The sequence below is a fragment of the Xenorhabdus budapestensis genome, from assembly GCF_002632465.1.
In the GTDB taxonomy this organism is placed as follows: Bacteria; Pseudomonadota; Gammaproteobacteria; order Enterobacterales; family Enterobacteriaceae; genus Xenorhabdus; species Xenorhabdus budapestensis.
In genome coordinates, this window is sequence record NZ_NIBS01000007.1 from 98,502 (window position 1) to 123,449 (window position 24,948).

Here is a 24,948-nt window from a genome sequence, read left to right on the forward strand (position 1 = left end):
GGGAAGAGTTTTCATTTATCTATAATAGATTTTAATGCGGAGGGATAAAATTCTTCCCTGGAACAGAGAGAGGAATGAGCGAAATAAGAGTGTGTAGAAAATAAGTAAAAGTTTAAGTACGCACCAGTAAAATTAAATCGGAATAGTAAAACACACAATTTATGTCATTGCCTGTTTTTGATATTTGGATTTTATGATTGCTCAAAGTGTAATTTTATATATGTTTTGAGCATCATGGAGTGAATTTGGACTAATGCCCATAAAATAGGGAGATGATTTTTTATTATTAATGTGATGGTTTTCATTATGATAATAAGTATCACGCTTGGATTCGCCTAATAAGTACATTTTCTTTCGGGAAAACTGCATCAATTAAACTCATTATTTATAGGTGAAATATGATAAATAACAATGAAGAAAAAGAGGATATGATCGTTCAATCAGATACTGAAGTTGTTGTTACAAGTGTACATGGCAGTTTTTTTAAAGTGCATCCGGCACTCGCTGAGGTTTTTCCCTGCCGATGTTGTTGGGGAAGAAAATGACTCAATCCTCTGATAGTGTAGTTCGTAATGGACAGAGAAAACCACTGCCAAAACGCAGGTAAATCTCTGAAAGAAATCACTCGCAGGACCAATCGATCAGAGGTATTGGATCTGATTTGTCGACGGAATGGCTTCGATTTTTTAAATTCTATTTTCAATATAATTGGCGATAATATTATTTTCATTATTTTTAAAACATTCATTATTAAAATTTGTTTTTGATTTTTCTTTTTTTAAGAAAATATTGATCATATCTATGGATCGTTGTCGTTCCTTTGAATTACTTATGAATAAATTTTGACACTCTTGTATTAATCGTATTCCTTCTTTTTCAGGTATATCGGCTGGAATATCAGGATAACCATATTCACGACTCCATAAAAAGCCGTATTCATTTGAGTAATAATTTTTAAGATAAATCTCTAATTGCAACTGCTGGCTATAGTTCTGTGGAGGCAAAAAAAAGACATCTTTATTAAGTATTGTGCATTCATAAAAAGTTGTTAACCCAGGGTTTGCCAAAACCTTACGGGCATGATGTAGTCTTTGCAGAAAATCCTGCCGTTCAAGGCAGCTAATTTTAATATGCGGATGTGTTTTGGCGAATAAATTTGCCAGTTTGTTAATAGTATTTCCACCACCGGCAATAGTGATATTGGGCTCCTGATTTAGATTGGAAATAGTCAGTAAATCTTGAAGAAAATGGAAATAGAAGTCAGAGGTGTCAGCATAAACAGTATCAATACCGCCTAGTGTGATTAGGATGCCGTCAGATTCGGAGGGATCCATCATATATTGGTACACAGAGCTATGAATAATGGGAGGAACTACCTGATAATTTCCCAGCTTACTATGAAACTTTGCGATTTTAAACTCCACTCCATGGAAATTTTGAATAAATGTTTTCTCTATATGGCGTAGATCAACAGGTAGCGAATCCCACATCCAAAATAAAGTATCAATATAGATAATAGGTGTTCCTAAATTAGAAACAAAATTAATTGAGTTTGGATTAGTATTGGTGATATACAGTTTGGCTCCTGCAATGATTTCAGTATAGTGGGAGAGAGCAGTACAAGAAGTCGTATCGCACTCATAAATTTGATCAAAAAGGTTGGATTTATGGCTCAATTGTGTGGAGGTAAGAGTGCCTAATAAAATGATTTTAGTTCCTGATCTTAATCTTTTTCTGGTTCTTAATTGTTCTACTATATTAAGTGTGGTGGATATAGGGCCAAAACAAAATGGGTCAGCATCAAAAATGATATATGGATTATTTTGTAACATATCATTACCTCATAAAGGAATATTCACAAATAAAAACAGGTCATTATCACATTGTGAAGTACGCTGTTCGAGCATGGTGGCGGTTTGAAATCTTACGAAAGCTGCCTTGGCTGAGACAGGATTCGTTTTATGTTTGTTAAACAAAGGCGTAACAATTGAATAAATAACTCTATCATTTAATATTTTTCCTGTTTATTAATTTGTTTTTTTAATGTAACAATTTCCGGTAATAATTCAATCAATAACCCCACCTGCTGTAATACAAGTTGGATTTTATTGTTATCAGAGGTCAGCTGATTACTTCTTTTGATCAAATGCTCTGAAATATCCTGAAGAGGCTCAATATCGATTCTGTTCTGTTGTAATGCAAATTCAACATGACAGATTGCGCCATTAAGTCACACCTGAAATCACGATCAAAAATAGTTGTCCTTCAATAGAAGGCACAAGGTAGAGAATGGGTAACCCAATCAAAATGCCTGCCAGCGTGCCAATAACACGGAAAGCAAGACGACGGAGGGTTGCACTATAGTTAGGTTGGCAAACAAATAGGCTGGTCAGCAAGATCCAATAGCCCCGTTGTAAATCAAACAGTTGAATAATCGCATAACCAGTACATAGCAGAGCAGATATACGAATAGCATGGCGGAACAGGGTTGATTTTGGTGTCAGATTGCTGCGGAGCCGAAACCAAATATCACGCCAACCCGTTAAGGTTTCATCGGATAATTGTGTATCTTCTTGTTTATCATGGTTTTGATTCTCATTGCTTTGCTTATTACTGCCTTGCTTATCAATGTAAGAGAATCCTGGGGAAATGAAATATTGGTCAGAACTGAGCCCTGCTAATTGAGTATCAATTGCTCGTAAGTTATTCAGTAAATTATTGAATATGTTTATCTTAGCGTCAGCTATTTGCTTGTTTTTTTAATCTCTCCAGCGAGTTTTCAAGATAGTTGAAAGCATTCTTGAAACGTGAGCTATGCTGATACTGTTTACGCAGGATAATGGATTGTGAAACTTGCTCACAGGCGTGTGCTTGCATGGATAATAATCGTTGGAAACGAAATAGAATATCGCTGTGACGCAACGTTTCCCGTAGCTTTTGATATTGAATGTAGGATGAACTGGCCCGTTCATGGATATCCTGAATAACAAAATAATAGTGGAGAGTCTTACGGGTTCCCTGTTGTCCTCGATCCCCTTTCAGACGACTTAATAAAGCTATTTTGGCCTGATTGAGTGCTGTAACTAATGTGCTGTTAGCCATAACAACATCAAATACAGCTTGTTTATATTCTTCGGCTTCAGAATCGGGGTCAAACAGATTCGTTTTGGTGTAAAGGTATGCAGAAAGCTGGTGGTAACAACGGGCCAGATTTTCTTGTAATGGGCGAATAGGAAACAGTAAATGCCCCGCCAATGTCAGCAAGTTATACCAAATTGCACCAGTGAGTAATAATAAAGGTTGCTGATACCAGACAGGAAATATGGATGCACCGAGCATGGTATAAATAGCAATCAATAAAGCGCCGAAGGCAATAGTAACATAGCGTTGCCCCAAAGCGCCGAGCAGGATAAAACTACAGGTAGAGATTGCCAGACCAAAAAAGAAAAGCCAGGGATAAGGAAAAAGCAGAGTGATGGATACAGAGGCAGCAAAGAAGGAGATTAAAGTGATAACAAGGTTGCGTAAACGGCCGACTAAGCGATCATCCAAATCTGTTAATGCTGCGGGCAACGACGCCTAAAGTGAATGGGATCGTGATTTTGGGTTCTTCCTGCAATAACCAGGGAACGAGAGTTGTTCCTGTTAGCGCAATGAATATACGAATATAATAGAGAACGTGATTGTTATACAGAAAATGGCGGGCGCTGGAAAAAACCGTTAGCACAAAATACTCCTAATAACATTTATATGAGCGGGGCGCTCAACAATTTTCAGGTACGGTGCTATTACAATGGAACTAAAATCAACACAAATTGGTCAACGACTTGCCCGGCATCCATATAATCGGGTGCGTTTGCTTAATGCTGGCATTGAAGTCAGTGGTGACAAGCATCAGTACCTAATTCCATTTAATCAATTAATTAATGTTCAGTGTAAGCGAGGGATTGTCTGGGGGGAACTGGAATTTGAATTACCTGAAGGAAAAGTTGTCCGGTTACATGGGACTGAATGGCAGCAAACACAGCATTTTTATCATTATTTACTGAAAAAATGGCAGGCATGGAGCCTTGATATGAGTGATGTCAGTGCTGATGTATTGGCTGCCCAGGTAAATCAAATTGATAAAATCAGGCAACTGAACCGTTGGATTAAAATAGCAGATTTGTCTTTATTGCAGCAACAAATCCAGGAAACATTTCAATCCCTCCCTTTACCCTTACAAAGAGTTAAACAATTTGAGAATTGCTGTGATAACTATCAGATTTGTTTGGACTGGTTGAATGAAGGAGAAAGAAAATTAAAGCTCATAAACCAGCAGTGGGTTGAGCGCATGTTGGAACAATATGGTGAGTTTTTCCAGTCCATAGAAAATTTGTCATTTAATCATTCTCAGTGCCGGGCCGTAGTTAACGGTGAAAAATCCATATTAGTTTTGGGAAGTGCTGGGAGTGGGAAAACCTCTGTTTTAGTTGCGCGTGCTGGATGGTTATTGTTACGCCAACAGGCACGTCCTGAACAGATTTTATTACTCTCTTGCGAGCGTCAGTCGGCTGATGAGATAAATAAACGTATTCAGTTACGTTTGGAAACAAAAGAGATAAAAGCGCAAACATTCCATGAACTGGCACTCAATATTATTCGGCAAGCCGGTAATCATGTTACCAAAATCAGCGAATTAGAAACTAATGCTCAAAAGCGCCGTGATTTTCTCATTCGGGAATGGCAAAAACAGTGCAATGAAAAAAAAGCGCAGGCAAAAGGTTGGCGAGAATGGTTGGAAGAAGAGCTGGACTGGCAATTACCGTATGGAGAATACTGGCATGATAAACAAGTGCAGACTTGTTTATCCAGTCGTCTGGAACACTGGCTGGGGCTAATAAGAATGCACGGTGGCAGCCAGAAAGAGATGATTGAGCAGGCTTTGCCTGAACATGCTGGCCTGTTTCAAAAACGCATACGTCTTATGGCACCATTACTGAAGGCCTGGAAATCAGCATTAAAGACAGAAGGGACGATGGATTTCTCTGGTTTGATCTATCAGGCAATAAATGTTCTGGGAAAAGGGCGTTTCATTAGCCCGTGGAAACATATTTTGCTGGATGATTTTCAGAATATCTCTCCATTAAGCGTCAGGTTATTGGCAGCACTGAGAGTACAGAATAAACAAAGTAATATATTTGCTGTTGCAGATGATTGGCAGGGAATTTATCAAATTAATGATACAAACCCGACTTTTTATTTTGCTGAAGAGGTTTTCGGTAAAAGTATTTCTGATGAGAGTATTTCTGACGAGGTTACTGAGTGTATTTTGGATACCACTTATCGTTTTAATGATCACATTGGTGAAATTGCTAATGGATTTATCCGGCAATATCCCCATCAAGTGAGCCATTCATGCAGTAAACTAACCACTCATAATTTAAGAAAAGGGAATAAAAAATCAGTTGTAATCTTGCCGGAAGAGCAACTGGAAGCATTACTGAACAAAATGAGTGGTTATGTCACTAACGAAGAGACCATCTTGTTATTGGCTCGTTACCATCACCTTAAGCCTGATCTAATGAAAAAATCTTCTACCCGTTGGCCGAATTTGAATATTAAATTCATGACGATCCATGAATCCCAGGGACAACAGGCAGATTACGTAATTGTCTTGGGATTACGGCAAGGTAGAGATGGTTTTCCTGCATCAGAGAAAGGTTCTGTATTAGAACAGGTGTTATTGCCACAACCTGAAAAATTTTCTGATGCAGAAGAGAGTTACCTTTTGTATGTTGCACTGACAAGGGCAAAAAAACAGGTATGGTTGATGCAGGAGTCGAAGAACCCATCGGTCTTTATTCACCAACTCTCTCAATTGGGTGTTCCAATCCAGCGTAAACCTTAGGTTTTCGGGAGAGGGCAGACTCTATCCTTATTGATGGCTGAAACTATTTTAATTTTTCATGCAGATAACCTTGATAGTCCGGTACAAGAATATCGACTTTTTCTGTAAAAAGGGGAGAGTTGATAATGAAAGGCATAAAGGAGGATTAAATGAGTGATCAGTACATAGAAAATATTCTGAAAAAGGTCAAAACCATCGCGTTAGTCGGGGCGAGTGAGAAACAGGAACGGCCGAGTTATAAAGTCATGGAATATCTACTCAATCAGGGATATTGCGTTATTCCGGTCAGCCCTAAATTAGTGGGAAAAACATTATTGGGACAGATGGTAGTGGGGCAATTATCTGATATCGGACAATCAGTTGATATGGTTGAAGTATTCCGCAATGCAACTGCTGCTTATGGTGTTGCTGAGGAAACTATTACTATTGGGGCAAAAGTGCTTTGGCTACAAAAAGGGGTAATTAATGATGAAGCAAAATTACTGGCAGAAAATAAGGGATTAAACGTTGTCATGGATCGCTGCCCAAAAATTGAAATTCCCCGTTTAGGATTGGAAAAATAAAGAAGGCGATGTTCGTTTTTGTTTCACCGCCTTTCTTTACCAGAATTGTTAAAATTATTTTCAGTAAAGAGAAGAGATTTGTTTAATTTCTTAACCTTGGGGCTAACAATTGGCTGCGGATAGACTCAGCTAACTCATCCAAAGAAGGATGTTCTGGGTGGTCATCTGATATCTCGTAAGTCAATTGTGCCTCTGCCAAATAGGTGTGAACGGGTTGCCCATCATCACCTTCCATCACAACGTGATACCACGGAGCTGAACGTAAAGTAGCATTAGATGCAATATCATTTTCCTGCGGTTGTTCTAAAGAATATTCAGCATCAATATCTACAACAACACCCAAATAGCCTAGCAACTTATGCCTAACTTGCTGGCCGATACCGAATTTGCTGGCGATCATCATAGTCACCTCCAGAGAAACCTTGCAATCACTCTTATATAAGGGCAAAAAGGTAAATTTCAAGCGCACACCCGGTAACCGGAATCTTGCATTCAGGATGGTATGTGATCACCATCTCATAATTCAGGTTAGCTGTTGTGTATATAAAATACAATACTAAAAGTGGTCTTAGTATGCCAAAGTTATTATACCCAACAAATTTCGAACGGTTACACAAGGAAAAAGAAACGCACTTTCGGCAACATGTCCTATTAGGTGACTGAGGATATTTCTCCAATTTTGCTTGTGGGGAGACAAAAGATGACTACTCAAAGTATCACTATTTATGTATATGGACGAGTACAGGGAGTTGGCTTTCGTTATCAAACATATCACTGGGCAAAACAGAATAAACTGTTGGGATATGTTCGCAATATGAATGATGGTAGTGTCAAAATAGTTGCTTGTGGTAATGAGGGGCAAATCAAAAAATTAATCCATTGGTTAGAGCAGGGAGGGCCTTCGGGGTCAAAGATTGAACATTTTCAATCGCAGTTTTGTGAGGTGAAAGAAATGGACGATTTCAGCATCCGCCATTAAAGACGGATGTCTGATTCAGATACATTTTACTGGTTTTGGAAGACCTGCAATTTTAGTTGCTTGTTTTGCTGGCCCTTTGGGAAATAAGCGATAAAGATAGCGACTATTTCCTTTTTCTTCGCCATATTTCTGTGAAATTGCTTTGACTAACATTCGGATAGCAGGAGAAGTGTTGAACTCCTCATAAAATTCGCGCACAAAACGAACCACTTCCCAATGTTGTTCGGTCAAAGTGATATCTTCCTGCCCAGCAAGCAATGGTGCCATAGCTTCTTTCCAGTCACTGCTGTTTTTCAGATAACCTTGTGCATCAGTTTCGATCTCACGACCTTCAAATACCAACATAACTTTTTAACCAATCTATAATGATGGCGGCAATTTAGCAAAAATCACCTTTGTTCCCAAGAAAGATCATCATAAATGCTGAATAAATGATCCAATAAACAATAATATGAACAATTTGACATCAATTGAACATATAAATACTTTACATTGGGAACAGTGATGTTTATAGTGCTCGACATCGCGGAGGGGTGGCCGAGCGGCTGAAGGCAGCGGTCTTGAAAACCGCCGATGGGAAACCATCCGAGAGTTCGAATCTCTCCTCCTCCGCCATCTACACTTCTAGCAGCATCTCTTAAAGTCTACTTTTCCCAGTAAAATCAACGAAAACTCCCAAATAAAGCTCTACTAACGTCTACTGGCATCTATTGCAATGTACCCCAGTCAGGGGGTATATATAGGGGTAACTTTCTGTACCCCCTAAAAAAATACCCCCGTTACTGTGAGGGGCAAGGATGCTAGAAATATGAAACTAACAGCCCGACAAGTTGAAACAGTAAAACCCCAAAATAAAGATTTTAAGCTATCGGATGGCGGCGGTTTATATCTGCTGGTAAAGACAACCGGTTCTAAATACTGGCGACTGAAATACAGAATTGCAGGAAAAGAAAAGTTACTCGCTATTGGTACTTTTCCGCTTATTACGTTGGCAGAGGCCAGAAGAAAACGTGATGAAGCCAAGAAACTGATAGCCGAAGGTATTGATCCCAACCAAGATAAAAAACAAAAGAAATTGGCAGCTCAGGGAGAAATCAGTAATACCTTTGAAAGCATTGCGCGTGAATGGTACGAGGGAAGAAAAGACAGGTGGTCTGTTGGTTATCGTGAAGATATGATGGACGCATTCGAAAAAGACGTTTTCCCTTATATTGGTCATCGCCCGATTGCTGAAATAAAACCCCTCGAATTATTAGACCTCCTTTCTATTATGGAAAAGAGAGGCGTCACCGATAAATTAAAGAAAGTTCGCCAACGCTGTGGTGAAGTTTGGACATATGCAATTATTACTGGCAGGGCAGAATATAACCCAGCTCCAGATTTAGCGAGTGCTTTTATCCCTCATCAACGCGAACATTACGCTCACCTTTCAGTAGATGAATTACCTGAATTTCTCCGTTCCATTGATAAATATATGGGAAGTCAGATAGTCAGAACGTCTTTGCGAATGCTGATATTAACGGGTGTTCGTCCGGGAGAACTTCGTAAAGCTGAATGGTCAGAGATTAATTTAGATAAGGCTGTTTGGACAATTCCAGCCGAAAAAATGAAAATGCGCCGCACTCATGTAGTGCCACTATCAGAGCAAGTTATCGATTTATTGAAGCAGATTCAGCCTATCAGCGGCAGTTATCAGTATGTTTTCCCAAGCCGGACAGATTACAGAAAGCATATATCAGATATGGCAATCAATACCATGATCCGCCGTATAGGATATTCAGGACGAGCCACAGGCCACGGGTTCCGCCATACCATGAGTACCATTCTGCATGATCAAGATTTCAACACTGCATGGGTTGAAAAACAGCTAGCTCACGTCGATAAAAACAGCATCCGAGGCACTTACAACCACGCTCAATATCTGGATGGTCGTCGGGAAATGCTGCAATGGTATGCGGATTATATGGAGATGCTGGAACGAGGCGAAAATGTGCTGATCGGAAAATTTGGCAAAAGGGCATAAAGATAGAGATTTTTTAAGAAAAATAACATAAAAAGCAACGCCCCAGTGTGCGCTAACACATCTGAGGCGTCTGACCAATAACCGTTAATTGGAGTAACGATGATGGCTGATACACAGTCTAACCAAACTCATCCTAAATTTACATCTTCAGATAAAACAGACGAACAAAAACCACTCGATTTTATCCAAACAGTAAAAAAATCCGCCATGTATCACTGGGAAAATCTGCTACCTGCCTGTGGTATTGATATTCCCGAAAAGGGTAAACATGGCGCTTGCTCTGTCTGTGGTGGCACTGACCGTTTCCACTTTATCGACGATCACCATCACGGCAACTGGCATTGCCGCCAGTGTGACGCTCCGAACTATGGTGATGGATTGGATTTAGTGGCTAAAACCAACCGGATCTCGATTTTTGAGGCTGCAAAAATTGTTGCAGATGCGCTGGCATTGCCTTTGCCAGAACCCAAACCAGCCAAAACGCTGACTAGGAACGCTAAACCAATTGCTGAACGTATCGCGGCACTGGTTGCCACTGCTGTTACGGGTGAATCTCAATATCTGGTGAAAAAGGGACTGCAATGCCCCAATCAGCGGTTATTAAAAGATGGTTCTTTGTTGCTGATCACTCAAATGCTGGATGGCACAATCACAGGCGCACAGACCATCAAGCCAAACGGCGAAAAACGTCTTGTTTCCGGTACACATAAAAAAGGCAGTTTTATCCCGGTAACTGAGATAATCGGAATGCCGGACACAATCATCATTACTGAAGGTTACGCTACAGCTTTAACTGTCAGCCTATTATGTGAAGGAATGGTACTGGCAGCGATTGATGAAAGTAACCTATTGATTGTTGCCGAGCAGATTAGAGAGCAGTACCCAAATTCCAGAATCATAATTGCCGCCGATAACGACTGGCACGAACCGGAAGAACGAGACAAAAATGGCAGGCTAAAAAAGAATGTTGGCAAAATAGCAGCAGAGAAGACCGCTATAGCGATTAGCAGCTGGATAACGCTACCGCCTACGGAATTAAAAGCTGATTGGGACGATTATCGCCAGCAACACGGTGTGGAAATAGCACAGCAAGCCTTTGCTCAGGAGCTTTATCAACCAGCATTAATCAAGAAAAAAGAAGCTATTCAGTCCAATGATGCTGAGTCATCTAAGTTGACATTATGCCAAATGGGAGCCAGCCAACGCGGAGAAGTATTGTTGGCACGTTATAACGGTGATTTGGCACTGGATGGTGCTTCGGAAACTGTACATCACTATGACGGTATTGTTTGGTGTCTGGTCAGTGACCGTGATTTAAGACGGGAAATGGTGGCTGCTTTTATGGAAGGAAAATTGCCGTACTCACCACATGGTATTAGCTCTGCTGTGGATGCCCTGAAATTACAGCTTCCCATGATGCAACCACCAGAACGCCACTTAATCGGGTTTAGTAATGGCGTGTTTGACTTGAAAGCCGGTCAGTTCCGGCCTCACCGCAAAAATGACTGGCTATTGCTTGCCAATGACGTTGAATTCAATTCTCCTGTTTCGGGGGAAACCCTGCAAGATCACGCGCCACAGTTCTGGCGCTGGCTCAATCAGGTAACAGCCAACTGTGAAAATAAAACAAACAGAGTGCTGGCAGCACTGTTTATGGTGCTGGCGAACCGTTATGACTGGCAACTTTTTCTGGAAGTCACCGGAGCAGGAGGTAGTGGCAAAAGTATCTTTGCCGAAATTTGTTCCATGCTGGCAGGTAAAGGCAATACCGTTTCCGCAAGTATGGCCGCACTGGAAAATCCACGGGAAAGGGCGTTGATTGCCGGTTATTCGCTGATTATCCTGCCAGACCAAACCCGTTATGCGGGCGATGGTTCTGGTATCAAGGCGATTACAGGCGGAGATGAAGTTGCCATCGATCCGAAGCACAAACAACCCTATTCAACCCGTATTCCCGCCGTTGTACTGGCAGTAAACAATAATGCCATGAGTTTCAGTGATCGCAGTGGTGGTGTGTCACGGCGTCGCGTGATTTTCAACTTTTCGGAAGTCGTGCCGGAAAATGAACGTGATCCGCTCCTGCGGGATAAAATTGCGGCAGAATTGCCTGTGATTATCCGGCATTTGCTTCACAGATTCCTTGATCCGCAAACTGCAAGGTGTTTACTGGCAGAGCAACAGAAATCAGAAGAAGCACTGGATATCAAACGCGGTACAGATCCACTGGTCGATTTTTGCGGTTATCTCATTGCTTCCCATGAAGTTGACGGCCTATTAATCGGTAATGCGGAAATTATGCCGTTCAATCCCCGCAAATACCTTTATCACGCCTATCTTGCTTATATGAAAGGCAATAACCTGAATAAACCTGTTTCCGTGACTCGTTTCGGCATGGATATGTCAGGCGCACTGGCAGAGTACAGCCAGCAATATTTACGCAAGAAAAGCAAACAGGGCATTCGTAGCAATCTGAGCCTGAACCTTGATACTGCTATCGAATGGATGCCGAAATTGACAAGGGATAGCCTGCCAGAAGAATAATTTTTTTCTGATTTCAAGCATTTTTCAAAGAAATATAAAAAAGTATTCACCACTGTTCACCCTATAATTTAAACCAAATATATCAATGTATTATAGGGTGAATAGTTATTTTAAAACTGTTCACAACTATTCATCACTGTTCACCTTTTTTTTGGTTGGAGGTGAACGGTTGGGTGAAGAGTAATGAAGAGTTTAATTTCAACTCATCACCCTTTAATGGTTTGAATTTAAATAGAATTATTCAAAGGTGAACAGGGTGAACAGTTTTATTACTAATTCTTTAATAGGGAGGGGTAGATAAAAATGTTTTCTCTGGCAGGTGTTTTTTTCAGCTCTCCGAGTTACTGGGTTAATGTATTAGCCCGGTAACACGGAGAAGACAAGCGCAGCGCGTCAGTAGGGGTTGAACTATTACATCTAAATCATTGGAAATTACTTTTAGCCTGATTTTGGACAAGAAGAGTTAGTTGTACCAATGTGATTACCAAATAAGACTCAAGCTGACACTATTGATGATCTAAATGAAACCTAACCAGATAGGCGGCTTTGTGCCAAGTGGACATAAACCCATGACGCTCTATTTACAGTTTCAATCGCATTAAGTTCGGTTTATAGATATCTGGAATCCAAACTACGGTTAACGTCTATCCAGAGGACAAGGCAACCTTAATCTTTTCTCTGACCAGTTTCATAAATGCCTCGGACATAATGCTCCAGTTCTCGGGAACAAAAGTTCTTTGATAATGCGCTCTGAAATCAGTGATTAGGTCGTCGATTTGCGTAGTAAGAGGCAATATCACCGATAACCGCATACTGCATTCCTTTATGAGAAGCGGCTAGAAACGCCTTATTTTCGGTTCGATCTTTTCATTGTCATCAAAAAGATCGTAATCCTGCCCAAAATAAATACCAATCAAATTATCCTGTGCGCTGATATTAATCATATCCATCGTCAACGCTCCGGAAATGTAATAGAACTTTCAATAATATGGCGGAATTCCAGTGTTACCTGCCCTAACTATAATCTACTCTCCATTATTCAACACAACCCCCAAAAATAAAATTGGGAGCTTATGCTAAATTATTTTTAACATAGCTCCCAATAATAGATATGTTAATGTTTGTAAATCACATCGTCAATTAATCCAACGGGTAATCCATTTTCTCGGTTTGTGCTGAAATGTGCGGCGGTAATAGCCTTTAGTCTCTCTGAGAGCTTGTCTGGTACATCATTATCAACCACTATTATCTGGCATGGTGATTTTTTTCTCTGTGCATAATTACATATTTCAATGAGTTCATTGTAAATGTTTTCATATTTTTCAGGATCTGAAATTCCTTCATCAATATCTTCTTTTATATTTGTTTGTGCAGCATATTTTGGCTTTAGGTTTTTACCCAGATATTTACCTATCGTATCAAGCATTAAAAGGCGGGGATGATTAATATCAGCATCAATTGAGCTTTTCAATATTGCTGCCATATATCCTATGGAAATTATCGTTCTTAATCCGCCAGATGTTATATTGAAATAATCTCTTTCTCTTACGACAGGGGAAAAGTGTTTCTTATTAATACTTATGCCAGTTCTATTTTTTATTTTCACACCAGTTAAGAAAGCCATTAAATCATCACCCAAAGAAGATAATACTCCCTCAATGCTTGGAGCCTTACCTTTTAAATCATCAAGTTTTTCTATTAAAGTTTCAATATTATCAGAAATAGTTTTTTGCTTAGTTAAAAGTTCATCTTGATGATTTCTAACTCTCAAGCTCGAAACCAAGCTTTCTCTCTTTTTACTTACAGAAGTCATCTCCTTTAACAAGGCATCGCGTTGCGTGAGAAAAGGTGTGATAAACTGTTTTGCTTCAGTATCTATCATTTCACTAACTTTGATTAAATCACCCTCAAGTTTAACCTTATTACCTAAGAGATTCCTTTGTTCGTTAGTCAGGATTATAATAAGCTCTTCAATAGATTTTTCTCTCTTTAGTAAAGAAAGTAATTCTTCGTCCAAAGATTCAGGTTTAGATTTAATGAAACCTCCATCGCCTTTTTCGATAGTGATTATATTATCACAGATCGGGCAGTTACATTTCATATCTTGGGCTACACCAATTTTCTTATTCACTAAATGGATTGCTTTTATTTTCTTTATATCATTTGCATAATCATTTTTAAGTCTAATATACTGTTCTTTCTTAGATGTAATATCTTCGATGTTTTTAGTGATTACTTTTATTTTAAGGCTAAATTCAGAATGGTAGGTCTTAAGTTGATTGTAATTGTCTGAATTTGCCATCATGTTGTTATTTAGTTTAGAAAGTTCATCATTGAATGATTCATAAATTACCTCACACTCTCCTATTGCATCATCAATTGATGGTATACTCTCGTATCCGGTCTCTCTAAGAAAATCAGAAACATGTTCATATTTTTTCCTTAAATTATTTAGCTCTATACGCTTGTTAGATATTTGTTGTTCTATATCTAAGATGTCAGTGTCTAGAACATTATATATATACTTGAATACCTCTTTGGTATAGGTGTATTTTGCCCAATCTGTGAGTCCCAAAAGAGACTTGCTACCCATGTCATCTTGATTTACATAAACATACTTAATAATATTTCTAAAGCTTAATCTTTTGAACTGGCTGGTCGATTGAGTCGGGGAGACTTTTAATTTAAGTTTTGGGAAGTTTAATGCATCCATTAAAAAATCGGAGTAGAATCCATCTGGAGCATTATTATTTGAAAAGTTTGGGGCATACTTTCTGGAGATAAAACCTTCTCTTTTTTCGAAAGAACAAAGGTAAACTTCTATAAAATCCTGTGGCTTGTAAATATCCCGAACAATAGTATGAGGTGTATCATTAATGATGATTTCTAAGGCGGCAAAATTAATGGAAGTAATTATTTCATCAGCTAATTCTATTTTGCTTGCTCCTAGCAAATAATTAATGAATTCTAGAATACTAGATTTTCCTGTGTCTGAATCACCATGTATTATATTTAATCCTTCTTCAAATCTTACAATGTAGTTTTTACGAACACCTGCAAGTATTAATCGTTCAATTCTTAGATAGGATTTCATTTTGAGACCTTAAATACTTCATTAAGTATAGAGTTTAGCTTTCTTGAAGATAATGATTTTATTTTCTCTAAAGATTTAGTGTAATTTTTTATTGAGTTAAAATATTCCCCATCAAGTTCATTATAGAAATTTTCACCAAGATAAGAAAGGCTGAAATAAGTTACATTACCAATTTTTTTTACACTAAGAAATCCCATTGCAGCTATTTTTTTAAAAGTGTTTTTATCTTGGATGTTTCAAATAATATATCAACATTTAATGAAAAGCTCTTTATTGTATATGTTTCAGACATGTCGATGGATACATTTTTTTTGCCTGTGAGAGTCATTACCTCTTCAAGCTTGGATGGGTTTTTAATTAAATACATAAATATTTGAGCTTTGTTTTTATTCAATATCCAAACATCATTTTTATTCTTGCTTAAAGTATGAATTAAAATAATAAGCAAAGAAATATTCAAGTTTAATTCTTCATCGAGAGGAATATATGGCAAAGTATTCATTTCTGACCTCTTAAATTATGCAAAGAGTCAAGAGATGTGTCGGGAGACCAGATTACATCCCTGTCTAATTTGTTGGCAAGCTGATGTAACATTCCTTTTTTATGTACGCTACCAAGAGAATTAAGAAGAGATAAAAGTTTTACCTTATCCTCGTCCTCTATCTTTTTGTGTATCGCGGCCAAAAGCTGATTTGATGTATTGTGATTTGCAATAGAGTCATGATATTGAGTTTGATATATCTCTCTAATTTTTCTATATAAACTGCCCAATATCTCTCTATCGTGATCGCTGGTAAAAACGTTCCTAGCTAATTCTGCATTATAGTAATATTCTTTAGCATGCTTTGCTATATCACTATGGACATCTGCTATTATCATTTTCAAGAAGAAAAACTCTTTGTCATATTGACTATTATCTTTGAATTCAGTTGGAGATAAAATGAGGACCATTTTTTTATTTATTTCTAAAGCGAATCTTTTAACAATTAAATAAACATTGGATTCTCTATCTTTAGGCTTGCAAATAGTCATATGGTCTTCTTGAATTGCAATTGATTCTTTTGCGGGAACTTGGATAGGAATTGCGCTTTGTTTAACAACAAAATTATCATAGCTACCATATAAAAATTTTAATTCTGGAAGTTTGGGTAATCTTATCCATTTGCGGTTTAAATCATCAGTCTCTCTACTAAATACACTTAAGTCACCCAGTTGAACATTTGAGGAAACCATACTACCCCATGACGCAGTTTCTGAACCTGAATGCGGAACTGCAAGCGAAATGAAACCAGAAATATTATGAGAAATATCTCTTTCACTCATTTTTATTATGCATGATTTTGCTATCAATCCACCCATACTATGAGCAACAAAAATTATATTATTATAATTTGAAAGGTTGATCTGACACTCTCCAACCAATAGTTCAGAAAGTTCATCAACTGGAAGGTTAACTTCTCTTTTTGGCAGCGTGGTAAATAATCTTGAGAATAAATTTTTAGCTTTGCCATAGCTATTTGTGAATTTGGTGAAATATTCAAAGCAGGCTATATCAAAACAGTCATTTAAATCATCATCATCAGATATTAATTGAGGGAAAGATATATCCTTATTAAAAGACCATGTAGAAGATCCACCTTTTAATCCGTGGATAAACAATATTATATTTTTAAAATTATTTCTTTTCTTCCAAATTAGCATGCTCATTATTATCTCTTTTAATCTCTTTGGGTTGAACTCCCCGTCGCTTGCGACGTATAAAATTAAGCTGAACGATGCGAAGCGGGTGATTTCATATCAATACCCCGCGCTTGCGGCGGGGTTATTTATTAATAAGATATACTCCGTATATGGTTACATTTTCTAACCAATTGATTAACTGATCAATTGAAAATTATGTTGATAATTTAAATGTATATTAATCAATGTATTATTCTATATTAGGGAGTCGCTAACTGTATTCCTCATATTAAAGAGACTTGAAAGCTTTTTCACTACTACTGAGCAAGGGGCACTACGTTCTGTATGCAAAAACTAATTTTTTCTCCTATGTGCTTTCCATTTCCATATCTGCTTCCGGTTAATGGTTTCCCAACACAATCCGTTCCACAAGGAGTGGCACGCATTCTGCTCCCGTGTGGGATGGAGCGATACAGGGAAAGCGAACTGTCAGGCACACGAAGACGAAAATCACACCACTGACGGAGAAAAAACTATGACTATTTTCCTGCATATCCAAGCTAGCGCTCCTAACACCGTAGCGGCGATTGTGTACCCTCGCTGGATCTGTCAGACTCCTTAAAAACGAAATTTTCTAAAATCCGAACTGATATTTACCAGTCCGTAACTGACAACATTATTGTGGCACTGTTAGCAGGAATTAAGCCGTGGTCGTACCCGTGATAGCGAGTTCTAGCATGGCAGTATTAAATGTCTACCTCACGCCCTGAGACATTCGACAAGATTTTATGCTTTAAGCAAAGGAGAATTTCGAACTTTTAGTGCCAGTAAGTATTTTGCTTCGTAATAACAAATTGTTATGGTGCAAATTTACGTTGTGTTTCGGTTATGTACCATAAAGTCAATTAGTCGAGTCCTTCTTATTAACTCTTTTAATTGGTCATTAGATTTTCTAGGTGGCCCATCCAGTTTAACTTTTTTAATAGGAGTAGTGTACAACATGTTTTGGGGCATAAATGAGTTAAAGCAAACTGTCAAAATTAGTCATTTTATGAAATTATATTTGACAGATTAAATTCCAATTAACCCATAACATAAGCTGTTGACCCTACTCACCATAGCCGCTAATATTCCACTTACACTAATGATCCATCGCCTGTCAGGATCGCCTTCGGGTGGCGAAACAAAACTCTCGTAGCCTGAAAGAGAGAGCAAGAATTGCGGTACATCTGCCCATCTTTGGGAGCAGATATTGTCAAGACACCTAAAACATCGTCTGGCAATGAAGGTCTCTTAAACTAATAGATAACCCAAAAGGATATCTTTATCTTGTTACCGAAGTGTATTGAACGTGGGTTCATACACTGGCGTTTCAAATCAACATAAATCCTATTTGTCTTCAATGAACAACAGGATAGCCTTTGCGCATCTGTTCATACTTTTACCTATCCCTGTTTGAATTATTCAATAGACAATTTTTCTACAGCTAATCCATTAACATGACTACCGTTTGATATTTAACCTTACGGCATTTTGCTGTGCCTGATGGTACTTCAACGTTCGCACGATTTTTGCTGACTGTTTACAGAACTCAAGGTGTCACTTTTTGCAGGTTTACCGCTGAAAGTGACGCCGCAGCCATAGCATCACTCAACCCTGACAGACTCTGGCCTGATTAACCACGCAGTGAATCTGACACTGCTTTTTATAGATTGAAAAAGGAGAGATTGACGATATCGAGGCTGGCTTTATGCCGGTGGGGATGACCTGTTCATACAGGCGGCAGTACCGTGTACTCAACCGATGCCCCGCAATACCTCAACTTGCGTTCACTCTGGCGCACAGATATCGATCAAGGGCAAAGCAGGTATTTTTTGTTTTGTCCGAACTGTCGCGCGCCAGAGATTGCATGTTGTCAGGTATAAGTAAGAAAATTAATGAACTGGTTGATTGGGGAATTAAGTATTTGGATCGCTGTCCGTTATGTTGAGTGAGTTTATAGTCGTTAAACTTAGCCGTTCGGTTATTGATTCAGATAAAACAATCAGTTAAAGTTTCCCCGCCATTGGCACAATCCAGTGGTAAGGTTTCGCAGCCTTGTAATGAACTATCCACTGGTAGGAAGTTTCTACCAGTGTGTCTGCTATCGCCTTTTCAATGGCGGTTCAGGTGGGGGAGGCTTAGGCCTCGCCGGTTGATAGTTCCCGGTACTGCGAACCCTGTCTGAATCGCCACCATCAATATTAATTAATGGAAGGGGTAGCAGGAATGAATAACAATGTTAAAAATGACTGGCATCAGGCCGATATTATTGCTGCATTACGCAAACGAGGTACAACTTTAGCGGCTGTCTCTCGTGAGTCGGGACTCAGTTCATCTACACTGGCAAATACTCTCAGCAGACCGTGGCCGAAAGGCGAATGGATTATCGCTAACTATCTCGAAATACACCCATCTGAAATCTGGCCGAGTCGCTATTTTGATTCGTATGGTCGACTAATTGAACGTAAGGTTCGCGATAAACCACAGGAATAACCCGTTTTAATTTGTGATCTAGTTCGTAAAAATGATAAATGTTTATATGAAGCCCTGAGCGTGAAATGGCAGCAAAATTTGACCATTTCCAAATCTCATGGCTTTTTTGCTTTAACGTGATGATTAAACAGTTATAAACCTAATTTTCACGTAAAAACTACCAGACTTGATGTAGCAAAATAATGTGGGGGTACAACTGGGGGTATGTGACTTTTTTAATAAAATTAATTTATTAAATATTAATGTGTTAATATGCCAGTATTGAGATCTCCTCCCTCCTTTCATCCAAATCATGCGCTCACAAATAATGATAAGAAATTATCCATTTTCATTGTTTTCTTTCCACTGGTATATAATGTAATTATTTATTTACACTGTATGTACTATAAATTTGACAGCCATAAATCAATCCTTTACCCTGCCTGTCTTATAACTATTTTTCCAACATATTCAGAGACGAGGATCGCGTGAAGAATCGCACTATTGGCAGTATTTTTATCGTCGCCGGGACAACGATTGGAGCCGGGATGCTGGCAATGCCATTGGCTGCGGCAGGTGTAGGTTTTGGAACAACACTAGCCATGTTAATCACTTTATGGACATTGATGAGTTACACTGCACTTCTGCTGGTAGAAGTTTATCAACATAATCAAGCCAATACAGGCTTGAGTACCATTGCCAAACGCTATCTGGGGATCGGCGGACAGGTATTAACGGGTTTCAGTATGTTATTTCTGATGTATGCCCTGACAACAGCCTATATCAGTGGCGCAGGTGAATTGCTGGCTGCCAGCCTTTCCGCTTGGATGGATAAAACAATTACTGTCTCTACCGGGATCATCGTGTTTACGATAGTTGCCGGAGGTGTAGTCTGTATCAGCACACAATCCGTTGATTTAATTAATCGCCTACTGTTTACCGCCAAAATCATTTTTCTGATAGTCGTACTCGGTGTGATGATGCCTCATGTTGATAAAATCAACTTGATATCTATGCCAATAGAAAAAGGGCTGGTACTGTCTGCTATTCCGGTGATTTTTACTTCGTTCGGGTTTCACGGAAGTGTGCCAAGTATTGTTTCCTATATGAAAGGAGATACAAATAAGCTACGGAAGATATTTATCATCGGTAGTGCTATCCCGTTGGGCGCTTACATCCTGTGGCAATTGGTTACTCTTGGAGCCATTTCTTCCAATACCTTTGTCGGTATTCTTGCACAACAATCTGGTTTGAACGGTTTACTGCAAGCAGTCAGAGAAGTTGTTGCCTCACCAAAAGTAGAACTTGCTGTCCACCTGTTTGCTGACCTTGCACTGGCAACATCATTCCTTGGGGTCTCACTCGGTCTGTTTGATTATCTTGCTGACTTGCTAAAACGCCGTAACCACGCCAGAGGACGTTTGCAAACTGGTTTGATGACTTTTATTCCCCCCATGCTTTGCGCCCTGTTCTACCCTAACTTTGTTATGGCGCTGACATTCGCTGCTGTTGCTCTGTCTATTCTGGCACTGTTGCTTCCTTGCCTGCTGGTTTGGCGCAGCCGTGAAGAAAATCAGGGTGGATATCGTGTTAAAGGCGGCAAATCAGCATTGATATTGGTTTTCCTTTGTGGCCTTGCTGTAATTGCCATTCAGATTGGGATTGTCACAGGTATGCTGCCAGAAGTGGGGTAAATCATTATCCGCATCTTTAATGATGCGGATCGGATAACCCTAATTTAGAATATGTTAGAAACTCGCACCCACTCCGATGTAAAAACCGTCTGACACTTTATTGTTGCGGTTTCCATTTTTTCCTTTCAAATCAATAACCCGATAACCAGCATTAATGGTTATTGGTTTAAATAGAGTGTAACGAGCTCCGCCTGCTGCCTCAGTATAAGAATCAATGCCAGAAGTTAAACCCGATGGAGCACCATAAGCCTCACCGTATAGTGACAAAGAAGGCATTACTTCCCAACTGAGACCAACACCACCAGCCAATGCAGCACCATCTTTCCCCACTTTTGGTGACAAGTAGAGAGCCTTACCACCAACACTTGCTGTTATCGGACCAATCGGCAAAGCAAAAGCAGCCCCCAAGCTCCCTAACTGACCATTATGATCACTGCGAGTCCAATTTCCATTGAGGGACAAACCCGCATTTTTATCACCAATCCCCGCAGATGTGCTGGTATAGTGTTTTCCTGCTTCTACATTCACAGAAATTGCGTTTGCAGTACCCGCCACAAAGAGCAAACTGGCCGCACTGACAGCAATAAAACCTTTCATATATCTCTCTCTTCTCAATCAGTAATTATGTAGTTGCTAATATTCGTGAGCCATTTTACTGGAATCCAATAAACACTATAGATTATGAATGTAATAAACTATTTAGATTCACCAAGATATGTAAGCACTATATTGTTTTAGCACCCATTCTTTGACCTGTTGACGCGAAGTTTTTATCCCGCCATTTTTCAAATGTTCCGGTAACAAATAACAAGCTACAGGTCGTTGGAATGTAGCAAGTTTATCGGAAAGCCAATTAACAAGTGTTTTTGTAAGTTGAGGATCGTTTGTTTCGATCACTACAACAGGCCGATGCCCAAATTCAGTATCAGGCACTGGAACAACAAAACTTTGTTGGATTTGGGGATGCAGATTAATAATACGCTCAATATTTTCCGGCTGAATACCTTCACCAGCGCTGAAAAATTGATTATCAAGGCGTCCCAAAATACACAATTCGCCCTGTTTAAAAACGCCCCGGTCACGGGTCGGAAACCAACCTTCCTCTTTGGCTAATGGTTTTAATTTCCCATCAAACCAATAACCCATAGCAATACTATCTGCCCGGATCTGTATTTCCTCATCCAACAAACGGATCTCTTTTCCCGGTAGCGGCGTTCCTACTCCCGATAAGCCATCTGCGCGTTTTGCACAGACGGTTGATGCCATTTCAGTCAAACCATAACCGCACCAACAGCTTATCCCGAGCTGCTCAGCTTGTTGAATAAGCTCCAACGGTATCATTGCCCCGCCTAATAACACATCTTTCAAAGTCAGATCGTGTTCACGAGGTTGGGAGAGCCAGCGCCACAGTTGAGTCGGTACTAATGAAGCATGCGTGCAACCCGATAGGGCTTTATCCAGAGAATACATATCTTGCAACACCAGTTCTGCACCTTTCAATAGCCAGCGCCAAAGTATTCCCTGACCAGAGACATGAAATAGTGGCAACGACAGTAACCAACGATCATCTGGCTGGAAATCTATGCGTGAAAGGATGCCCTGTGCGCTGGTAAGGTGAGCACCAATAGAATGCACCACTGCTTTGGGCAACCCGGAAGATCCTGAAGTCAGGATCATGCTTGCCGGGCGATTGATATCCCATGAAACACATTTACCTGACATGCTTTCACCTGACATAACTGTAAACTCAGCTTGCCAGTCGAGTTCAGTTGCCTGAATGATCGATAGAGGTAAATCGGTAAAATCAGCCACAAATGCCAGATTCAGGTGAGGAAGTAATTCTATCAACAACGATTCCGGAAGCTGAGGATTGAGCGGTAACGCTCTTGCACCACATTGCAGAGCAGCAAGATAACACAACAAGAGATCTGCACTGTTCTTGCCTCTTAGGATCACACCATCACCTTGTGATACCCCCTGTAGCCGGAAGTAATCTGCGATAATGTTAATTTTTGTTGCCAATTCCTGCCAGGTTACTGCTTTGTCATACAGCCAAATTGCCTGTTTTTCTGGATAACAAACCGCCCAATGATGCCATGGCCATTGATTAAACGCCACTAATGACATTCATAACTCCACATCACTTCCAGTTCTTCTAATTCCATACAAGGAATATCACTGTCTGGCCAGCAACGGACAAGTTGCGATTGAATCAGATCAAGCGTATCCAGCCCCGGTAGTGTCTCTGGTGTTAGCCAATATGCTAAACGAGCCAGTTGTGTCAGACCAAAACTGGTTTCAACACTTGAACTTATCACTGCTTCCAATCCGGCTTGATGAGCCTCGGTGACCAATTGACGACAACGAGCAATACTACCTACCAACGTTGGTTTGATGATGATAGCTGTAACACCTTCCTGAGCTTCTACCATGAAACCTGCTTCACGAACACTTTCATCCCATGCAATGGCAATACCTGTCTCACGGGCAAACGCCAGTGAGTCTTCACGGGTTTTACAAGGTTCTTCCAGGAAAGCAATGCGCTGCCGATAATCAGGATTGACATACTTCGCAAATCTATCTGCTTTCGATCGCGCCCAACTGCGGTTGGCATCCAACCTCAGTTGTAGATCGGGTACTGCTTCCAATAAGAGATTAACTAGCATGCCATCCCGTACCGCTTCATAAAGCCCCACTTTCACCTTAGCAATTTTCCGCCCCGCTATTTTTCCCAGGCGCAAGATCACATCATCAGGATCTCCCGTACATAATGGTGCTTTGTGATAATTGGCCTCTGTGGGAAGTTCGCCCTGTAATTCAGCAAGGGCACAACTGATACCAAATGCAACAGAAGGTAATTCACTCTGCTCTGGTTCTTTATTTTGCCCTGTTTGGTTTTGGCACCAGTGTGTTAACCATTCCAGCGCAGCATGTCGGGCTTGTTCAAGCGTTTCGTGACTGAATTCCGGCAATGGGGCAATTTCTCCCCAACCATGGTTACCTCTTTCCTGCACATGCACTAAAAAACCATCACGGGTTTTCAGACGTTGGTAACGTAAAATAACACCTGCCTCCATAGGCAAGCTGTATTGATATAAGGTTGCTTTACGCATTATGGATTACGTTTAAATTTACTGAAATCAGGGTGACGTTTTTCATTGAACGCATTACGTCCTTCCTGCCCTTCTTCAGTCATATAGAACAACATGGTGGCATTTCCCGCTAACTCCTGCAAACCAGCCTGGCCATCACAATCCGCATTCAATGCAGCTTTCAGACAACGCAACGCCGTTGGGCTGTTTTCCAACATTTCACGGCACCAGCGGATTGTTTCTTTTTCCAGCTCAGCATGAGGAACAACAGTATTGACCAGCCCCATATCAAGCGCTTCCTGCGCACTGTATTGGCGGCACAGGAACCAGATTTCACGGGCTTTTTTCTGCCCCACAATCCGCGCCATATAAGATGCTCCCCAGCCACCATCAAATGAACCCACTTTGGGGCCTGTCTGACCAAAAATTGCATTGTCTGCTGCAATGGTCAGATCACACATCAGATGTAATACATGTCCTCCACCGATAGAATATCCGGCAACCATAGCAACGACTGGTTTTGGGCAGGTACGGATTTGGCGTTGAAAATCCAATACGTTCAAATGATGTGTTCCGCCTTCATCTCTATAACCACCATAATCGCCACGGATCTTCTGATCTCCTCCCGCACAGAATGCTTTTTCTCCCATCCCTGTCAGAATAATTGTACCAATACTATCGTCATAACGGGCATCAGCCAGTGTCTGAATCATCTCTTTAACGGTCAGAGGACGGAAAGCATTACGCACTTGCGGACGATTAATGGTGATTTTGGCAATACCATCTGGAGATTTATGATAAAGAATATCCTCAAACCCGCTGGAACAATCTTGCCATTCAACCGGGGCATATAATTTTTCTTCGCTTGGATAGAGCAT

General features: G+C 40.0%; 18 protein-coding genes, 1 tRNA gene and 2 pseudogenes. 10 read left to right on the plus strand and 11 right to left on the minus strand.

All coding sequences use genetic code 11. The features are described 5' to 3' along the window. The first annotated feature begins 398 nt into the window (after positions 1-398). Entirely contained in the window at positions 399-545 is a 147-nt protein-coding gene (locus tag Xbud_RS19800) for a hypothetical protein (RefSeq protein WP_169923048.1), read from the plus strand. 141 nt (positions 546-686) lie between these two features. Here Xbud_RS19800 and Xbud_RS08770 read toward each other — a convergent pair whose 3' ends face one another. Next, on the minus strand, positions 687-1,832 hold the full coding sequence (locus tag Xbud_RS08770; protein ID WP_099135707.1) for a hypothetical protein: 1,146 nt from the start codon (positions 1,830-1,832) through the stop codon (positions 687-689). 399 nt (positions 1,833-2,231) lie between these two features. Continuing rightward, positions 2,232-3,727, minus strand: a pseudogene (gene yccS, locus Xbud_RS20175) (YccS family putative transporter); the annotation flags it as partial. A 66-nt stretch (positions 3,728-3,793) separates the two neighbouring features. Here yccS and helD point away from each other — a divergent pair. Then, positions 3,794-5,890 carry a DNA helicase IV gene (helD, locus tag Xbud_RS08785; protein WP_099135710.1) on the plus strand — a complete coding sequence of 699 codons (2,097 nt, stop codon included), beginning with the start codon at positions 3,794-3,796 and terminating at the stop codon, positions 5,888-5,890. Positions 5,891-6,039: 149 nt separating this feature from the next. Then, positions 6,040-6,453 (plus strand): CoA-binding protein, encoded by a 414-nt coding sequence (locus tag Xbud_RS08790; protein WP_099135711.1) that lies wholly within the window; start codon positions 6,040-6,042, stop codon positions 6,451-6,453. An 82-nt stretch (positions 6,454-6,535) separates the two neighbouring features. Here the strand turns inward: Xbud_RS08790 and hspQ are convergent, their stop codons facing one another. Beyond that, positions 6,536-6,856 carry a heat shock protein HspQ gene (gene hspQ / locus Xbud_RS08795; RefSeq protein ID WP_176551317.1) on the minus strand — a complete coding sequence of 107 codons (321 nt, stop codon included), beginning with the start codon at positions 6,854-6,856 and terminating at the stop codon, positions 6,536-6,538. A 297-nt stretch (positions 6,857-7,153) separates the two neighbouring features. Between hspQ and yccX the strand changes: the two genes are divergently transcribed. Beyond that, entirely contained in the window at positions 7,154-7,432 is a 279-nt protein-coding gene (gene yccX, locus Xbud_RS08800) for an acylphosphatase (protein WP_099135712.1), read from the plus strand. 15 nt (positions 7,433-7,447) lie between these two features. Here the strand turns inward: yccX and tusE are convergent, their stop codons facing one another. Continuing rightward, positions 7,448-7,777: a sulfurtransferase TusE gene (gene tusE, locus Xbud_RS08805; protein WP_099135713.1), complete on the minus strand. Its 330-nt coding sequence runs from the start codon at positions 7,775-7,777 to the stop codon at positions 7,448-7,450. 182 nt (positions 7,778-7,959) lie between these two features. On the opposite strand from tusE, the gene Xbud_RS08810 reads away from it, so the two are divergent. The 3 genes from Xbud_RS08810 (at position 7,960) to Xbud_RS08820 (ending at position 11,996) form a co-directional block, all read left to right on the plus strand. Beyond that, positions 7,960-8,047 (plus strand) — tRNA-Ser (locus Xbud_RS08810). Positions 8,048-8,240: 193 nt separating this feature from the next. After that, positions 8,241-9,455: a tyrosine-type recombinase/integrase gene (locus tag Xbud_RS08815; protein ID WP_099135714.1), complete on the plus strand. Its 1,215-nt coding sequence runs from the start codon at positions 8,241-8,243 to the stop codon at positions 9,453-9,455. 102 nt (positions 9,456-9,557) lie between these two features. Next, complete coding sequence (locus Xbud_RS08820) at positions 9,558-11,996, plus strand: DUF5906 domain-containing protein (RefSeq protein ID WP_244589895.1); 2,439 nt, start codon at positions 9,558-9,560, stop codon at positions 11,994-11,996. 1,114 nt (positions 11,997-13,110) lie between these two features. On the opposite strand, the gene Xbud_RS08830 is transcribed toward Xbud_RS08820, so the two are convergent. From Xbud_RS08830 to Xbud_RS08840, 3 genes are all read right to left on the minus strand, one after another. After that, complete coding sequence (locus tag Xbud_RS08830; RefSeq protein ID WP_099135715.1) at positions 13,111-15,090, minus strand: AAA family ATPase; 1,980 nt, start codon at positions 15,088-15,090, stop codon at positions 13,111-13,113. A gap of 202 nt (positions 15,091-15,292) precedes the next feature. Next, entirely contained in the window at positions 15,293-15,592 is a 300-nt protein-coding gene (locus Xbud_RS08835) for an ABC-three component system middle component 4 (RefSeq protein WP_099135716.1), read from the minus strand. Further along, the gene (locus tag Xbud_RS08840) at positions 15,589-16,797 is read right to left on the minus strand and encodes an ABC-three component system protein (protein WP_099135717.1); all 1,209 of its coding nucleotides are present in this window, start codon (positions 16,795-16,797) and stop codon (positions 15,589-15,591) included. The genes Xbud_RS08835 and Xbud_RS08840 overlap by 4 nt, the downstream gene beginning before the upstream one ends. Positions 16,798-17,305: 508 nt before the next feature. Here Xbud_RS08840 and Xbud_RS20460 point away from each other — a divergent pair. From Xbud_RS20460 to tyrP, 3 genes and pseudogenes are all read left to right on the plus strand, one after another. Further along, positions 17,306-17,490 (plus strand): annotated as a pseudogene (locus Xbud_RS20460) (DNA primase); the annotation flags it as partial. Positions 17,491-19,038: 1,548 nt separating this feature from the next. Beyond that, the gene (locus Xbud_RS08850) at positions 19,039-19,305 is read left to right on the plus strand and encodes a helix-turn-helix domain-containing protein (RefSeq protein ID WP_099134068.1); all 267 of its coding nucleotides are present in this window, start codon (positions 19,039-19,041) and stop codon (positions 19,303-19,305) included. A 527-nt stretch (positions 19,306-19,832) separates the two neighbouring features. Further along, entirely contained in the window at positions 19,833-20,978 is a 1,146-nt protein-coding gene (gene tyrP, locus Xbud_RS08855) for a tyrosine transporter TyrP (RefSeq protein WP_339353681.1), read from the plus strand. 54 nt (positions 20,979-21,032) lie between these two features. Here the strand turns inward: tyrP and Xbud_RS08860 are convergent, their stop codons facing one another. The 4 genes from Xbud_RS08860 to menB form a co-directional block, all read right to left on the minus strand. Beyond that, positions 21,033-21,575: a YfaZ family outer membrane protein gene (locus Xbud_RS08860; RefSeq protein ID WP_099135719.1), complete on the minus strand. Its 543-nt coding sequence runs from the start codon at positions 21,573-21,575 to the stop codon at positions 21,033-21,035. A gap of 108 nt (positions 21,576-21,683) precedes the next feature. Next, a complete protein-coding gene (gene menE / locus Xbud_RS08865; protein ID WP_099135720.1) occupies positions 21,684-23,105 on the minus strand; it encodes an o-succinylbenzoate--CoA ligase in 1,422 nt (473 codons plus the stop codon). Beyond that, a complete protein-coding gene (gene menC, locus Xbud_RS08870) occupies positions 23,096-24,091 on the minus strand; it encodes an o-succinylbenzoate synthase (RefSeq protein WP_099135721.1) in 996 nt (331 codons plus the stop codon). The genes menE and menC overlap by 10 nt, the downstream gene beginning before the upstream one ends. Beyond that, a complete protein-coding gene (menB, locus tag Xbud_RS08875; RefSeq protein WP_099135722.1) occupies positions 24,091-24,948 on the minus strand; it encodes a 1,4-dihydroxy-2-naphthoyl-CoA synthase in 858 nt (285 codons plus the stop codon). The genes menC and menB overlap by 1 nt, the downstream gene beginning before the upstream one ends.

Bases quoted from the DNA above. Each gene is read 5' to 3' on its own strand.
- Xbud_RS19800 (WP_169923048.1), top strand. From the start codon at position 399: ATGATAAATAACAATGAAGAAAAAGAGGATATGATCGTTCAATCAGAT.
- Xbud_RS08835 (WP_099135716.1), bottom strand. From the start codon at position 15,592: ATGAATACTTTGCCATATATTCCTCTCGATGAAGAATTAAACTTGAAT.
- Xbud_RS08850 (WP_099134068.1), top strand. From the start codon at position 19,039: ATGAATAACAATGTTAAAAATGACTGGCATCAGGCCGATATTATTGCT.
- helD (WP_099135710.1), top strand. From the start codon at position 3,794: ATGGAACTAAAATCAACACAAATTGGTCAACGACTTGCCCGGCATCCA.
- Xbud_RS08860 (WP_099135719.1), bottom strand. From the start codon at position 21,575: ATGAAAGGTTTTATTGCTGTCAGTGCGGCCAGTTTGCTCTTTGTGGCG.
- Xbud_RS08790 (WP_099135711.1), top strand. From the start codon at position 6,040: ATGAGTGATCAGTACATAGAAAATATTCTGAAAAAGGTCAAAACCATC.
- yccX (WP_099135712.1), top strand. From the start codon at position 7,154: ATGACTACTCAAAGTATCACTATTTATGTATATGGACGAGTACAGGGA.
- Xbud_RS08815 (WP_099135714.1), top strand. From the start codon at position 8,241: ATGAAACTAACAGCCCGACAAGTTGAAACAGTAAAACCCCAAAATAAA.
- menB (WP_099135722.1), bottom strand. From the start codon at position 24,948: ATGCTCTATCCAAGCGAAGAAAAATTATATGCCCCGGTTGAATGGCAA.
- Xbud_RS08820 (WP_244589895.1), top strand. From the start codon at position 9,558: ATGGCTGATACACAGTCTAACCAAACTCATCCTAAATTTACATCTTCA.
- Xbud_RS08830 (WP_099135715.1), bottom strand. From the start codon at position 15,090: ATGAAATCCTATCTAAGAATTGAACGATTAATACTTGCAGGTGTTCGT.
- Xbud_RS08770 (WP_099135707.1), bottom strand. From the start codon at position 1,832: ATGTTACAAAATAATCCATATATCATTTTTGATGCTGACCCATTTTGT.
- menE (WP_099135720.1), bottom strand. From the start codon at position 23,105: ATGTCATTAGTGGCGTTTAATCAATGGCCATGGCATCATTGGGCGGTT.
- tyrP (WP_339353681.1), top strand. From the start codon at position 19,833: ATGCTGGCAATGCCATTGGCTGCGGCAGGTGTAGGTTTTGGAACAACA.
- tusE (WP_099135713.1), bottom strand. From the start codon at position 7,777: ATGTTGGTATTTGAAGGTCGTGAGATCGAAACTGATGCACAAGGTTAT.
- hspQ (WP_176551317.1), bottom strand. From the start codon at position 6,856: ATGATGATCGCCAGCAAATTCGGTATCGGCCAGCAAGTTAGGCATAAG.
- Xbud_RS08840 (WP_099135717.1), bottom strand. From the start codon at position 16,797: ATGAGCATGCTAATTTGGAAGAAAAGAAATAATTTTAAAAATATAATA.
- menC (WP_099135721.1), bottom strand. From the start codon at position 24,091: ATGCGTAAAGCAACCTTATATCAATACAGCTTGCCTATGGAGGCAGGT.